11 protein-coding genes are annotated in these 14788 nt (G+C 70.8%); 2 read left to right on the top strand and 9 right to left on the bottom strand.

Going from position 1 to position 14788, the window contains the following annotated elements:
- Positions 1–23 precede the first annotated feature (23 nt).
- The 3 genes from NON19_RS15300 to betA form a co-directional block, all read right to left on the bottom strand.
- Positions 24–2462, bottom strand: coding sequence for a GcvT family protein (locus NON19_RS15300; protein ID WP_255928358.1), 2439 nt, complete (start codon positions 2460–2462; stop codon positions 24–26).
- Between the two features lie 332 nt (positions 2463–2794).
- On the bottom strand, positions 2795–4261 hold the full coding sequence (locus NON19_RS15295; protein WP_255928356.1) for an aldehyde dehydrogenase family protein: 1467 nt from the start codon (positions 4259–4261) through the stop codon (positions 2795–2797).
- The gene (gene betA / locus NON19_RS15290) at positions 4258–5934 is read right to left on the bottom strand and encodes a choline dehydrogenase (protein WP_255928354.1); all 1677 of its coding nucleotides are present in this window, start codon (positions 5932–5934) and stop codon (positions 4258–4260) included. Before betA ends, NON19_RS15295 begins: the two co-directional genes overlap by 4 nt.
- Before the next feature lie 162 nt (positions 5935–6096).
- Here betA and NON19_RS15285 point away from each other — a divergent pair, with 162 nt between their 5' ends.
- Positions 6097–6894 carry an IclR family transcriptional regulator gene (locus NON19_RS15285; RefSeq protein ID WP_255928352.1) on the top strand — a complete coding sequence of 266 codons (798 nt, stop codon included), beginning with the start codon at positions 6097–6099 and terminating at the stop codon, positions 6892–6894.
- A 25-nt stretch (positions 6895–6919) separates the two neighbouring features.
- Here the strand turns inward: NON19_RS15285 and NON19_RS15280 are convergent, their stop codons facing one another.
- The 5 genes from NON19_RS15280 to NON19_RS15260 form a co-directional block, all read right to left on the bottom strand.
- Positions 6920–8053: an aromatic ring-hydroxylating oxygenase subunit alpha gene (locus NON19_RS15280; protein ID WP_255928350.1), complete on the bottom strand. Its 1134-nt coding sequence runs from the start codon at positions 8051–8053 to the stop codon at positions 6920–6922.
- A 229-nt stretch (positions 8054–8282) separates the two neighbouring features.
- Positions 8283–9461: an NAD(P)/FAD-dependent oxidoreductase gene (locus NON19_RS15275; RefSeq protein WP_255928348.1), complete on the bottom strand. Its 1179-nt coding sequence runs from the start codon at positions 9459–9461 to the stop codon at positions 8283–8285.
- Complete coding sequence (locus tag NON19_RS15270; protein WP_255928346.1) at positions 9458–9820, bottom strand: bifunctional 3-phenylpropionate/cinnamic acid dioxygenase ferredoxin subunit; 363 nt, start codon at positions 9818–9820, stop codon at positions 9458–9460. Before NON19_RS15270 ends, NON19_RS15275 begins: the two co-directional genes overlap by 4 nt.
- 305 nt (positions 9821–10125) lie before the next feature.
- Positions 10126–10761, bottom strand: a complete 636-nt coding sequence (locus NON19_RS15265) for an MBL fold metallo-hydrolase (protein ID WP_255928344.1) — start codon at positions 10759–10761, stop codon at positions 10126–10128.
- Positions 10761–11846 (bottom strand): S-(hydroxymethyl)mycothiol dehydrogenase, encoded by a 1086-nt coding sequence (locus NON19_RS15260; RefSeq protein ID WP_255928342.1) that lies wholly within the window; start codon positions 11844–11846, stop codon positions 10761–10763. Before NON19_RS15260 ends, NON19_RS15265 begins: the two co-directional genes overlap by 1 nt.
- A gap of 394 nt (positions 11847–12240) precedes the next feature.
- On the opposite strand from NON19_RS15260, the gene NON19_RS15255 reads away from it, so the two are divergent.
- Entirely contained in the window at positions 12241–13842 is a 1602-nt protein-coding gene (locus NON19_RS15255; RefSeq protein ID WP_255928340.1) for an amino acid permease, read from the top strand.
- A 93-nt stretch (positions 13843–13935) separates the two neighbouring features.
- Here NON19_RS15255 and NON19_RS15250 read toward each other — a convergent pair whose 3' ends face one another.
- Positions 13936–14622, bottom strand: a complete 687-nt coding sequence (locus NON19_RS15250) for a ribonuclease H family protein (RefSeq protein ID WP_255928338.1) — start codon at positions 14620–14622, stop codon at positions 13936–13938.
- Positions 14623–14788 lie beyond the last annotated feature (166 nt).

Genomic DNA, 14788 nt, shown 5'->3' with positions numbered 1-14788 from the left:
TGGGCCCTGGGTGTGCGGTTGCTTCAGCCGCGCAGACGGCTCATCGAGGGGTCGAACAGCGGCTCCTCGGCGACGACCGCGGGAACCCGCCGGTCGAAGTAGCCGATGTCCAACGAGCGCCCGGTGGCGGCCAGTTCGGCGGGCAGCCACGCGTAGGCGATGCCCTTGCCGATCGTGTAGCCGTAGGCGGCGCTGGTGACGTAGCCGACGCAGGCACGGCCGTCGTACACCGGCTCCTTGCCCATCACCACCGCGCCGGGGTCGTCGATGGTCAGGCAGGTGAGGCGGCGGCGCACCTCGGCCCGGCGGCGGTCCAGGGCGGCTCGGCCGATGAACCCGTCCTTGTCCGCCTTCACGGCGAACCCCAGTCCGGCCTCGTAAGGATCGTGCTCGAAGGTCATGTCGGTGCCGAACGAGCGGTAGCCCTTCTCCAGCCGCAGGCTGTTGAAGGCGCCGCGCCCGGCCGCGATGCCGCCGTGGGCCCGTACCGCCTCGAACAGCGTGTCCCACAGCTTCAGGCCCAGGTCGGCGCCGGTGTACAGCTCCCAGCCGAGTTCGCCCACGTAGCTCAGCCGCATCGCGGTGACCGGGACGGAACCGATGTGGGCGCTTTGGCACCGGAAGTAGCGCAGGGCCTCGTTGGAGAAGTCCCGGTCCGCCAGCGGCTGGAGCACCTCGCGGGCCTTCGGCCCCCACAGGCCGATGCAGCAGGTTCCGGCGGTGATGTCGCGGACGCCGACGGAACCGTCACCGGGCAGGTGGCGGGTGAGCCAGTCGAGGTCCAGGTTGCCGTTGGCCCCGACCTGGAAGCGCTCGGGTCCGAGCCGGGCCACGGTCACATCACCGCGGATGCCGCCGTCCTCGTCGAGCAGCAGCGTGTAGGTCACCGAACCCGGCGACTTGTCCATGGTGCCGGTGGTGAGCCGGTCGAGGAAGGCGACGGCTCCGCGGCCGGTCACCTCCAGCCGCTTGAGCGACGACATGTCGTACACGGCGACGCTCTCGCGGGTGGCCCGGGCCTCGGCGCCGACCACCGGTGACCAGTAGCGGGCGGCCCAGTCGTTGGGCGCGGGCACCGCGCCCACCGCGGGCAGTGACTCGTTGGCGGCGTACCACTGCGGGCGCTCCCAGCCGGCAGCCTCCAGGAAGACCGCGCCGAGCTCCCGCTGCCGGGGGTGGAACGGAGTGGTGCGCAACGGCCTTGGCGCACCGGCCGGTTGCAGGGGGTGGATGATGTCGTAGACCTCGACGAAGTTCTGACAGCCGCGGGTGAGCACGTAGTCGGGGGCGAGTTGGTGCGGCTCGAAGCGGTTGACGTCGCACTCGTGCAGGTCGAACGAGGAGCAGTGGCCGTCGACCATCCACTCCGCCATGGCCCTCCCGACGCCCGCGGAGTGGGTGACCCACACCGCCTCGGCCACCCAGAAGCCCTTGACCTCGGGGGATTCGCCCAGCAGCGGCATCCCGTCGGTGGTGAACGAGAACAGTCCGTTGATGCCCTCCTCCACCTTGGCTTCGCGCGTCGCGGGCAGCAGGGACCGGGTCTCGGCCCATGCCTCGGCGAAGTCGTCCTCGGTGAACCGGAGGACGGACGGCATGACTTCGGCGTCGCCGACGGACGCGATGTCCTCGGGGGCGACCGGCATCGGGCGGTGGCCGTAGTAGCCGATGCCGAGCCGGTCGAAGCGGTCGCGGTAGTACAGGTCCGCGTCCTGGTGGCGCAGGATCGGGCGGACGGCCTCCTGGGCCTGGCCGGCGAGTGCCGGGACCGGGCCGGTCCAGGCGAGTTGGTGGGCGAGGGGGGTCAACGGCAGGTTCATCCCGACCATACGGGCGAGCTTGGGGCCCCAGATGCCAGCGCAGCACACGACGGTGTCCGCGGGGATCTCGCCCTTGTCGGTGACGACCGCGGTGACGTGCCCGCCGTCGGTGCGGATGTCGAGCACCTCGTGGCGGGCGAGGAACCGTACGCCCCGGTCCCGGGCCGCCCGGATCTGCGCTTCGACCGCCAGTACCGCCTTGGCCAGGCCGTCGGTGGGCACCAGCAGTCCGCCGAGCACCCGTTCGCGGTCCAGGAGCGGGTGGAGCGCGACGCACTCGTCGGGGTCCACCAGCCGCGCTTCGACGCCCCAGGCGGTGACCCAGCCGTGCCGGCGGTGCAACTCGGCCAGGCGCTCCGGGGTGGTGGCGATCTCCAGCCCGCCGACCTGGAGGAAGCACGGCTGCCCGTCGACTTCGAGGGTCGCGAACTTCTCGACCGTGTAGCGGGCCATCTCGGTCATCGTCTTCGAAGGGTTCGTCTGGAAGACCAGGCCCGGGGCGTGGGACGACGACCCGCCGGTGGCGGGCAGCGGGCCCTGGTCGACGACCGTCACCTCGGTCCATCCCCGGGACGACAGTTCGTCGGCGAGCGCCGCTCCGACGACGCCCGCTCCGATGATGACCACTCGCGGTCCCGCCATCGCCAAACCTCCAGTTGCTCTTAGCGCAACGCAGTTCGGGTTACGCAACTCACAGTGCAGGGTGCCGAAAGTTGGTGTCAAGGGGTGTGTCCCGGCCGCACGGGCCGGTCTTGCGGCCCGGCCGCAGGACTTGGTCCGCCGCCGGTCCGCTGAACGCTTCGCTGGAAGTGCCCCGACGAGCGTGGCCGGGACTCGCCGGTCACCCGGTAGGGATGCTCGCCACGGCGGCGGGGCGCCGTCAGTGGTCGCGCGGGCAGCCGCTGCCGACTCCCCGCGCACGCAAGGGGCGGGGAGGCCGTGCGCCGGTCCAGGGGCGCACGGCTCACCGCGGGTCAGGCGCGGAACCAGTGTTGGGGGCGGGGAGCGACGTTCTGCCAGATGTGTTTGGCCTCGCGGTACTCCTCCAGGCCGGTGGGGCCGAGTTCGCGGCCGACTCCCGAGTGGCCGAAGCCGCCCCACTCCGCCTGCGGAACGTAAGGGTGGTAGTCGTTGATCCACACCGTGCCGTGCCGCAGTCGGCCTGCCACCCGCTGAGCCTTGCCCGCGTCCTGCGTCCACACCGCGCCTGCCAGCCCGTACCTGGTGTCGTTGGCTATCCGCACCGCGTCGTCCTCGTCGTGGAACCGCTCGACGGTGAGCACCGGGCCGAACGACTCCTCGTGCACCGCCCCCATGCCCTGGTGGCATTCGTCCAGCACCGTCGGCGGGTAGTAGAAGCCCCGTTCGAGGGCCGGGTCGTCGGGGCGCCGTCCGCCGCAGCGCAGCACGGCGCCCTCCGCCACGGCGGTCGCCACGTAGTGCTCGACCTTCGAGCGGTGCTCGGCGGAGATCAACGGGCCGGTGTCCGCCTCGGGTTCGAACGGGCCGCCCAGCCGTATGCGCCGGGCTCTGCGGACCACCTCGTCCACGAAGGCGTCGTGCACGGCGTCCTCGACGACCAGCCGCGCACCGGCCGAGCAGACCTGCCCTGAGTGCAGGAAGACGGCCGTGAGCGCGAAGTCCACCGCCGCCTCGAAGTCCGCGTCGGCGAAGACCACGTTGGGGTTCTTGCCGCCGAGTTCGAGGGCGACCTTCTTCACGGTGGCGGAGGCCGCCGCCATGATCCGTCTGCCGGTCGCCAGTCCGCCGGTGAACGAGACCATGTCGACGGCAGGATGCTCCGCGAGCGGCGCGCCCACCCGCGGGCCGGTGCCGAGCACGAGGTTCGCCACCCCGGGCGGCAGTCCCGCCTCCGCCAGCGCACTCATCAGCAGCATCGCGGTGGACGGGGTCAGCTCGCTGGGCTTCAGCACGAAGGTGTTGCCCGCGAGCAGGGCCGGGGCCACCTTCCACGAGGCTTGCAGCAGCGGGTAGTTCCACGGCGTGATCAGTCCGCAGACCCCGACCGGCTCGTACACCACCCGGCTGATGGCGTCCGGGCGCCCGGTGTCGACGACCCGGCCGGCGCTGGTTCCGGCGATCCCGCCGAAGTAGCGCAAGCACGCCGCGATGTCGGCGATGTCGTACTCGCTCTCCACCAGGCGCTTGCCGGTGTCAAGCGATTCGGCGCGGGCGAACTCCTCGGCGTCGCGCTCGATCACCTCCGCGGTGCGCAGCAGCAGCGCACCGCGTTCGCGTTCCGGGGTGCGCGGCCAGGGGCCTTCGTCGAAGGCCCGGCGGGCGGCGGCGATCGCGGCCTCGGTGTCGGCCGAAGTCCCCTCGGCCACGGTCGCCACGAGCGCGCCGTCGGCGGGACAGCGGATCTCCCGCGTGCCGCCCGCCGCGGCGTCCCGCCACTCGCCGTCGATGTAGAGGGTCACGCGTCCTGCTCCTGAGTGGCGTGGCGGTGGCGGTAGAACTCCTCCTCGGCGGGCGGCAGCGGCTGGTTGCCCAGGATGAGGTCGGCCGACTTCTCCGCCGTCATCATCACCGGGGCGTAGATGTTGCCGTTGGTGATGTACGGCATCACCGAGGCGTCGACCACGCGCAGACCGTCGAGTCCGTGGACCCGCATGCTCCGCGGGTCGACCACCGACATCTCGTCGGTGCCCATCTTGCAGGTGCACGAGGGATGCAGCGCGGTCTCCCCCTCCCTGCGCACCCAGTCCAGAATCTCCTCGTCGGTGTTCACCCCGGGCCCGGGTGAGATCTCCCCGGCGTTGTAGGGGTCGAGCGCGGGCTGGCCCAGGATGTCGCGCGCGGTGCGGATCGCCTCGACCCACTCGCGGCGGTCCTGATCGGTGGACAGGTAGTTGAAGCGCAGGGCGGGCTTGTCGCGCGGATCCCTGCTCCTGATCTTCACCGAGCCCCTGGCATCGGAGTACATCGGGCCGATGTGCACCTGGTAGCCATGGCCGCCGGCGGGCGCGGAGCCGTCGTAACGCACCGCGATGGGCAGGAAGTGGAACATCAGGTTGGGGTAGTCCACGTCCTCGTTGCTGCGCGCGAACCCTCCGGCCTCGAAGTGGTTGGTCGCCCCCGGCCCCTTGCGCAGGAACAGCCACTGGAAGCCGATCCAGGGCCGGTACCGCCACTTCAGGTAGGGCTGCATCGATACCGGCTGCTTGCAGCCGTACTGCACATACACCTCCAGATGATCCTGGAGGTTCTCGCCGACCCCGGGCAGGTGGTGGACGACCTCAACTCCCAGCGGGCGCAGTTCGTCGGCGTTGCCGACGCCGGAGAGCTGCAGCAGTTGTGGGGAGTTGATCGCGCCGCCGCTCAGGATCACCTCGCCGGCCCGCACCTGCCGGGGTGCGCCGCGACCGCGCCGGTACTCCACGCCCACCGCGCGGTTGCCCTCGAACAGCACGCGGGTCACCAGCGCCCGGGTCCTGACCTCCAGGTTGGGGCGGTTCATCACCGGGTGCAGATAGGCGCGGGCCGCGGACAGCCGCCGTCCCCGGTGCACGTTGCGGTCGAACGCGGCGAAGCCTTCCTGCCGGTAGCCGTTGACGTCGTCGGTGAGCGGGAACCCCGCCTCCTGCACGGCGTCGAGGAAGGCGGTGAACAGCGGGTTGACGGCCGGGCCGCGCTCCAGCACCAGCGGTCCGGTGTGGCCGCGGAACTGATCGCCCTGCTCGGCCGCGAGGCAGTTCTCCATCCGCCTGAAGTACGGCAGGCAGTGCGCGTAGTCCCAGGTCTGCATGCCCGGGTCGGCGCCCCAGCGCTCGTAGTCCATGGGGTTGCCGCGCTGGAAGATCATCCCGTTGATGCTGCTCGACCCGCCCAGCACCTTGCCCCGGGCGTGGTAGATGCGGCGGCCACCCATGTGCGGCTCGGGCTCGGACTCGTACTTCCAGTCGTAGAAGCGGCTGCCGATCGGGAAGGTCAGCGCCGCGGGCATGTGGATGAACACATCCCAGGGGTAGTCGGACCTGCCGGCTTCCAGCACGAGCACGCGGTTGCCCGGATCCGCGGAGAGCCGATTGGCGAGCGCGCTGCCGGCCGATCCGCCGCCGACGATGACGAAGTCGTAACTCTGGAGGGCCATGGCTGCCTCGTCTCAGTCGTTTCGTCGATTCGCGGGCATGCTAGTGCGAGTAGCGCCTTGCGCACCAGGTTGCAGCACGCGCAACCTTGGTCGATGGTCCCGGGGATACTCCCTGATGCATCCTTGCCACGCGCTGTTGTTGAGACCGCTTATAGTTTCGCTATGAGCAACCACAGTGCAGTCGCGGATTCCGCGGGTCAGGCGGCTGGCGGTGTCCAGTCGGTCGACCGTGCCGTCAGCGTGCTGGAGATCCTCGCCCAGCGCGGTGAGGCGGGCGTCAGTGAGGTGGCGGCGGAGATCGACGTCCACAAGTCCACGGCGTTCCGCCTGCTCGGAGCACTGGAGGCGCGCGGGCTGGTCGAGCAGGCGGGGGAACGCGGCAAGTACCGGCTCGGCTTCGGCATCGTGCGCCTGGCCGGTGCGGTCACCGACCGGACGGACATCACCCAGCACAGCCGCCCGGTCTGCGAGCGGCTCGCCGAGGAACTGGGCGAGACGGTCAACATCGCGGTGCTGGAGTCGCACTACGCGATCAACCTCTACCAGGTGCGCGGACCGGGAGCGGTCACCGCACACAACTGGGTCGGCCAGCTGACCCCGCTGCACGCCACCTCCAGCGGCAAGGTCCTGCTGGCGCAGCTCCCGGCGAAGCGCCGCGCGGAGCTGCTGGCCGCGGCGGGGCTGGAGAAGCTGACGCCCGACACGCTGACCTCCAAGACCCGGCTGGAGAAGGACCTGGCCGAGGTCCGCGAGCGCGGATACTCCATGACGCAGGGGGAGTTCGAGATCGGCCTCAACGCCATGGCCGCGCCGGTCAGGGGCCGGGACGGCAAGGTGGTCGCCGCGGTCAGCGCCTCGGGGCCCGGCTACCGGTTCACCGAGGAGCGCATGCGCGAGCTCGCGCCGATCCTCGTCAGCGGAGCCGACGAGATCAGTCACCGGCTGGGCTACCTGGGCTGAGCCCCGGCAACCGGCGCCACCGGGGCTACCGGGGCAGCCGGTCGGCGAGCCGGTCGTGCACCCAGTCATGGAACGCTCCGATGTGGTGTTCGCTCGGCACCAGCACGCCGCCGCCCGCGTACAGGCGCGAACTCATCGCGGGCTGGCAGCGCTCGCACGCGGCGAAGTCCTGCCGGTTGACCCGGTCGAAGAGTTCCACCGAGCGGCTCAGGTCCCGGCCGGCGTCCACCACCTCCTTGAGGTAGAGCCAGTCGCACTCGACGACCGTGCGGTCGACGGCCAGCGGATACATACGGTGGAAGATGACGTGGTCGGGCACCAGGTTGACGAAGACCTGCGGCTTGACGGTGATGGCGTAGTACCGGCGGTCCTGGTCCTCGGCGACCGTGGGGATGCGGTCGAGTCCGTCGGAGCCGTCGACGGTGAAGCCCTTCACGTCCGCGCCGAACTCGGCGCCGTGTCCGACGAAGTACTGGGCCGCGTAGCCGTTCGCGAACTCCGGTAGCACGTCGGTGAGTTCGGGGTGGATCGTGGCGCAGTGGTAGCACTCCATGAAGTTCTCGACGATGAGCTTCCAGTTCGCCCGCACGTCGTAGACGATCCGCCTGCCCACGGCGAGGTCGGCGACGGCGTACCGCTCGATCGCCCCGACGTCGCCGAGGCGTGCCACGATCTCGCCGACGACCTGCTCCTCGAAGGACGGCGGGTCGTCGGCCAGGCAGATCCAGACATAGCCCAGCCACTCGGTCACGGCCACCTTGGCCAGACCGTACGCGGTGCGGTCGATGTCCGGCATCTTGGTCAGGTTGGGCGCCGCGACCAACTTGCCCTGCAGGTCGTAGGTCCACGCGTGGTACGGGCACTGGAAGGCCCGGCTGACCTCCCCGGACTCCTGGGTGCACAGCCGGGCTCCCCGGTGGCGGCACACGTTGAAGAACGCACGCACCGAGTTGTCCCGTGCGCGGGTCAGCAGCACGCTCTCCCGCCCCACGGTCACGGTCCGGTAAGCGCCCGGCTTGCCGAGGTCCGAGGAACGGGCCGCACAGAACCACATCGACTCGAAGATGTGCTCCTGTTCCGCCGCGAAGGTCTCGGGCGAGGTGTAGTAGCCGCCGGGCAGGGTGGCGATCAGGCTTTCGGGCAGGCTGGTCGTGGGCACAGTGCACTCCTCGCGGGAGACGTCGTGGATCAGGGGCGTCACTCGCCGGTGGACGAGCGGGAACCGGACCGTGCTGTGGTGAGCGCTCGCTCACGTATGTGCGTTGCCTCGCGTGCGGGCGCCACCCCGCGGGGGTTCGCTGCCCCGCGTGCGGTCATCCCTCCGTGGGCGTACGGCACCCGGTGTGCCGCCGCGCCCCGGGTGCCCGCGGGTGGCCCGCGTACGGGCGTTACGAGGAGCAGGCGGCCGGCAAGGCGGTGGCAAGTCGCCGACGCCATCGGGTGAACAGCCGGGTCTGGTTCAGTGCGAGTACGGCCACCGGTCGTCCCGCCCGCCGGTAGACCGCGAGGAAGCTGCGGTCGGCAACCGCCCCTTCCTCCACGGTGACGCTTTCGGCCCCGGCGGCGTGCCCGGCGAACTGGATCCGCAGACCGTACTGGTCCGACCAGAAGTACGGCGGCTTGGGGAGCTGCGGTGCGGCCGCTCCCCCGTGGAGCAAGGTGGTCACGGCCACCGCGGGCCGCTCCCGTGCGCCGGTCCAGTGCTCAACTCGCCGATGGCACCCGGCCGTCGGGTCGTACCAGGCCGCGCAGTCACCGACCGCGACGACCCCGGGCACGCTCGTGGCGCCGTAGGCGTCGCACTCCACGCCGTCGCGCAGCGCCACACCGGATCCGGCCAGCCACTCGACGCACGGCCGCGCACCCACCCCGACGACCACCGTGTCCGCGGGGAGCCGGCGGCCGTCCGCGAGCAGCACCTCGTCCACTCGCCGTCCGCCGCTGATCCCCTGGACGCCGACCCCGCACAGCAGCCGCACACCATGGTCCGCGTGGAGTTCGCAGACCACCTGGCCCATGGTCTGCCCGAGCGGCCCGGCGAGCGGTGTCGGCGCCGCCTCGACCACCGTCACCTCAAGTCCGAGACCGTGCGCCGTGGCGGCGACCTCCGCGCCGATGAAACCGCCGCCGATGACCACCAACCTGCCGCCCCGCGCGAGGTCTTCACGCAGGGCGCGGGCGTCCTCCAGGGTGCGCAGCACATGCACCCCTGCCAGGCTCTCGCATTCCGGCAGGGTGCGTGCCCCGGCCCCGGTGGCGAGCACCACGCCGTCGGTCCGGACGGTGCGGCCGTCCCCGAGCCGTATCGTGCGCTCCCGGCGGTCCAGGCCGACGGCCGCCGTGCCGAGCAGCCACTCGGCACCGAGGTCCTCGCCATCGGCCTCAAGGGTGAGAGCGGCCTCGTCGATGTCTCCGGCGAGGAACTCCTTCGACAGCGGCGGCCGGTCGTAGGGGCGATGCGGTTCGGCCCCGATGATCAACAGTCTTCCGTCGTAGCCGAGTTGACGCAGCGAGCGGGCGGCCGACAGCCCGGCGAGGGATGCGCCGACCACGGCCACGGCCTTCACGCGAAGCCTCCGCCCGCACGGGCCACCGCGCACGGCGGCAGATTGGGCGGAGCGTCGGACAACAGCAGGTAGATCACGCCGTCTTCCAGGACGACCTGGTGCGTGCGCACCGGTAGCCGCGCGGGCGGGGCGTCGACGGCGCCCGTCCGCAGATTGAACTTGGAGGCGTGCAGCGGGCATTCGACCTCGCACCCTTCCACCCAGCCGTCCGCGAGCGAAGCGTCCTGGTGGGTGCAGGTGTCGTCGATGGCGAGGACCTCGCCATCATCGGTGTGGAACACCGCGACGGGGGGGTCGGTTTCGAGCCGGTAGGCCTCGCCTCGCGGCAGATCCGCGAGGCGGCACACGGGAATCATCATGACACCTCGGTGCGTATAGCGAAACGAATTGCGATTTACGCAACGTCGTCAGTGTGGGGGCGGCCCTGGACGCTGTCAAGGTGCGATTCGAGCCGCCGCGAGGGGGCGTTCACCCCCGGTACGACAGGGGCGTTGAGCATGTCGCGACGGGCGCCGCGGCCCCGCCCGCAAGGCGTGCCGAGACCGTCGCGATCGGGGGGCGAGACCACCCGAAAAACAGTGGCGGACCCCTCCCGCGGAGGGCGCCGAGTCCGCCCCGCCGAGGGTGTCGCGCCTTGCGGACAACGGGAGTTGAACCCGCCGTACTACCAGCCGCGGGCGACCCATTCGGGCAGGTGCGGAGCCTCCGCCGCGATGGTGGTCGACGCACCGTGGCCGGGGTGCACCGTCGTGTAGCCGGGCAGGGTCAGCAGCCGGTCCCGGATCGAGGCGATGATCGTGCCGAAGTCGCTGAACGACCGCCCGGTCGCCCCGGGCCCGTCGGCGAAGAGGGTGTCGCCGCTGAACAAGGCCCCCAGATTGGGCGCATACAGGCACACGGCACCCGGCGCGTGGCCGGGGGTGTGCATCACCAGCAGGCGCACCCCCGCCACATCGAGGAGGCCACCGTCGGCCAACTCCCCGTCCGGGCGCCGGTGCGGGTACGTCATCTTCCACAGCACCTCGTCTTCGGGGTGGAGGAGGATGGGGGCGCCCGAGCGGTCCGCCACGTCGGCGGCGGCATTCACATGGTCGTTGTGGGCGTGGGTGCACACGACGGCGGTGAGCTGGCGGTCGCCCACGGCGGCCAGCACCGCCTCGGCGTCGTGTGCGGCGTCGATGACCAGGACCTCGTCGTCGTCACCGATCAGCCACACGTTGTTCTCCACCTCCCACGTGCCGCCGTCCAGGCTGAAGGTCCCACTGGTCACGAGGTGTTCGACGCGCGGCGCACCGGCCATCACAGCACCACCACCGAGCGCAACACATCGCCCTGGCGCATGGTGTCGAAGGCCCGCTCCACGTCCTCCAGACCGATCTTCTCGGAGACGAAGGCGTCGAGATCGAGGCGTCCTTGCAGATAGAGGTCGACCAGTGCCGGGAAGTCGCGGGACGGCAGGCAGTCTCCATACCAACTGGACTTCACCGCACCTCCGCGCCCGAAGACGTCGAGCAGCGGCAGCTCCAGGTTCATCTCGGGGGTGGGGACGCCCACGAGTACGGCCGTACCCGCCAGGTCGCGGGCATAGAACGCCTGCCGGAAGGTCTCCGGGCGGCCGACGGCGTCCACGACCACATCCGCGCCGAACCCGCCCGTCAACCGGCGCACCTCTTCCACGACATCGGACGCGGAGGCGTCGACGGTGTGGGTGGCACCCATGCCCTGGGCCCGCTCCAGCTTCCGCCGGTCGAGGTCGACGGCGATGATCGTGGTGGCACCGGCCAGCCGCGCCCCGGCGATGGCCGCCATGCCCACACCGCCGCATCCGATGACGGCCACCGAGTCGCCGCGAGCGACGCCGCCGGTGTGCACGGCGGCGCCGAATCCGGCCATGACCCCGCAGCCGAGCAGCCCCGCCGCGGCGGCCGGAGCCGCCGGGTCGACCTTGGTGCACTGGCCCGCGGCGACCAGGGTCTTCTCCGCGAAGGCGCCGATGCCCAGCGCGGGAGACAGCGGTGTGCCGTCGAGCAGCGTCATGCGCTGGACCGCGTTGTGGGTGGCGAAGCAGTACCACGGCTTGCCCCGGCGGCAGGCCCGGCACTGGCCGCACACCGCCCGCCAGTTGAGGACCACGAAGTCGCCAGGCGCGACGGCGGTGACGCCGTCGCCGACGGCCTCGACCCGGCCCGCCGCCTCGTGCCCCAGGAGGAAGGGGAATTCGTCGTTGATGCCGCCTTCCCGGTAGTGCAGATCGGTGTGGCAGACACCGCACGCCGCCACGTCGACCAGCGCCTCACCCGGTCCAGGGTCGGGCACCACGATCGTTTCCAGCGAGACGGGGGCGGATTTCTCCCGGGCGACGACGGCACGGACCTGGTGAGCCATGGCTACTCCTCGTCCCTAACGAATCACGGCGATGCGCCGTGTGTGCTGTTGCAGATCGCGGTACACATCTCAAGTCCCGCAACAGGGAGCATCAGGGTGTGCCGGGTCGGCGGTCAAGAGCCGGGAAACGGCCAAGCCAACGGAATCTCCCACCGGGCACCGGATCGCCACCGAAGCCTTGACGGCGTCACGAGCGGCTCCCATGCTGGTCGGCATTCGTTGGCCATGAAGGAAAACGTTTCGAATAGCGCAACCACGCCCGAGACGGCCGCCACCGCAAGGAGGCATGGCGGCCTCCGCCTGGCAGAAGGTGATGCGCCGCACGCCCGGCAGCCCGCACGATCGACGCCCCCGCCCACCCCGTACATCACTCGTTCCCTGCCCTGGAGCCGCCATGAGCAACCCAGGAAACACCGGACCGACCACCGCCAGTGCAGCCACCGTGTCCGCCGAAGGGCCGCCAGGCGACGACAGCGGCGACCTCGCGCGCTTCGGCTACCGCCAGGAGCTGGAGCGCTCCCTCGGCTCCTTCTCCAGCTTCGCCGCGGGCTTCAGTTACATCTCGATCATGACCGGGGTCTTCCAGCTCTTCGGCTTCGGCTTCGCCTCCGGCGGTCCCGCCTTCATCTGGACCTGGCCGCTGGTCTTCATCGGCCAGGGCGCCGTCGCACTGTGCTTCGCCGAGATGGCCGGACAGTTCCCGCTCGCGGGCGGCGTCTACCAGTGGTCGAAGAACATCGCCCGGCCCGCCACTTCCTGGTTCGCGGGCTGGATCATGGCGATCGGCGCCGTGGTCACCGCCGCCGCCGTGGCCGTCGCCTACCAGGTCATCCTCCCCCAGGTGTCGCTTGCCTTCCAGATCGTGGGCGGTTCCGCGGACGCCGGGCTGACCACCACCCCCAACGGCGCCAAGAACGCCATCCTGCTCGCCCTCGGCCTGGTGGTCTTCACCACCGTCGTCAACATCGTCGGCGTACGGCTGATGGCGAAGATCAACAACTTCGGCGTCGCGGTTGAGCTCATCGGGGTGACGCTGCTCATCGTCCTGCTGGCCATCCACATCAAGCGCGGCCCGCAGGTGGTCACCCATACCCAGGGCACCGGCGCGGGCCAGTCCCTGGGCTACCTCGGCGCGTTCCTGATCGCCTCCATCATGAGCGCCTACGTCTTCTACGGCTTCGACACCGCGGGCTCGCTCGCCGAGGAGACCAGGGAGCCCCGGCGGCACGCGCCGAAGGCGATCCTGCGGGCACTGACGGCCGCGTTCCTCGCGGGCGGATTGCTGATGCTGATCGGCATGATGGCGGTCGGCAACATCAGCGCCAAGGAACTCGGCACCCTCGGCATGCCCTACCTGATCAAGTCCACCCTCGGCAACGGCCTCGGCAACGTCTTCCTCATCTGCTCGGCGATCGCCATCACGGTCTGCTGCCTGGCCGTGCAGACCGCCGCCATCCGGCTGATCTTCGCGATGGCCCGCGACGACCGGCTGCCCTTCGGAAAGGCCATCGCCAGGGTCTCCCCGCGCTCCCGGACACCCGTCGTGCCCGCTGTCCTCACCGGCGTGCTGACCATCGCCCTGCTCCTGGTCAACATCGGCAACCAGCGGGTGTTCTACATCCTCACCTCGGTCGCCATCATCCTCTTCTACATCCCGTACCTGATGGTCACCGGCCCGATGCTGCTGCGCCGCCTGCGCGGTCAGTGGCCGCGCCCGGACCACGGCCCGTACTTCAACCTGGGCCGCTGGGGCACCCCGGTCAACGTCTTCGCCGTGCTCTACGGGGCCGCCATGACCGTCAACCTCGCCTGGCCGCGCAAGGAGGTCTACGGAAACGACCACTGGTACTTCCAGTGGGGTGCCGTCGTCTTCACCGCCGTCATCCTCGCCGTGGGCGCCGGACTGTATCTGACCCACCGTCACACCGCCAGCACGTCGGCACCGCGCGGTGGTACGGCACCCGAGGAGCTGGTGCCCGCCCCCGGACAGAGCTGACAACACCTCCCGGCCGCCGGGCGCTTGGCGTCGCGGTGGCCGTACGACCAATGGTGCGCCGCGCGGCCGGGAGCACTCCCCGCCCGGCCGCGTTCAGGCGTGGGCGCCCGCGCACTGCGGGTGTCCCCAGCTGTTGCCCACCTTGGTGATCTTGTCGCCCTTGGCGTAGGGGCGAGCGCACGGGCACGTCCCGGCGTAGCGCGCGGACAGGGTCCGCGAACCGCCCGAGGAGCTCCGCTTCGCCGCGGACCCGGCGGCGGGGCGGCCGCCACGCGATGCGGAGCTCGAAGCCGGTTCGGGCACGGGGAGGTCGGCAGCGGTCCCGCCCGCCGCCTCCTGGGTGCGGGCGGCGTCGCTGGCGGCCTTGTCCGCGATGGCGTTCAGCGGATCGCCGTTCACCCGGTGGGCGGGAACGTACACGAAGGTGACGTCCCGTCCCTCCAGCAGCGCGTCGATGCGCTGGATCAACTCGCGGTTGGCCACCGGCTTGCCAGCGGCGGTCTTCCAGCCGTTGCGCTTCCACGCCACCAGCCACTTCGTCACCGCGTCACGGGTGTAGGTGCTGTCGAGGCGGACCTCCAGCGGTACGGCGGGATCCGTCGCGGCCAGCAACTGCCGCAACGCCGTCAGCTCACCCACGTTGTTGGTGCTGTGCCCAAGTGCGCCGGCCTGCCAGCGCTGCGGCACCCCGGCAGCGTCCGCGACCACGTAAGCCCAGGCTGCTGGCCCCGGGTTGCCTTTGGCTGCTCCGTCGCAAGCTGCGATGACTCGTTCGACCATGCACCGATCATGCCAGGGCCGAAAAGGCCCGGACCACCGCACCGAACACTCAAGCAGGCCGCTCCGCTTAGCCCTTACCCGAACCGATCAACATCACAGCGAACCTGGCGGTCCAGCGACGAGACCGGCTCGACGGAACCCGTCACGAGTACCAACGTGCCGCCCG

The sequence above is a fragment of the Streptantibioticus rubrisoli genome, from assembly GCF_024436055.1.
Taxonomy (GTDB): Bacteria; Actinomycetota; Actinomycetes; order Streptomycetales; family Streptomycetaceae; genus Streptantibioticus_A; species Streptantibioticus_A rubrisoli.
Note: the sequence above shows the minus strand (reverse complement) of the source record. Positions and strands in the feature narration are given on the sequence as shown.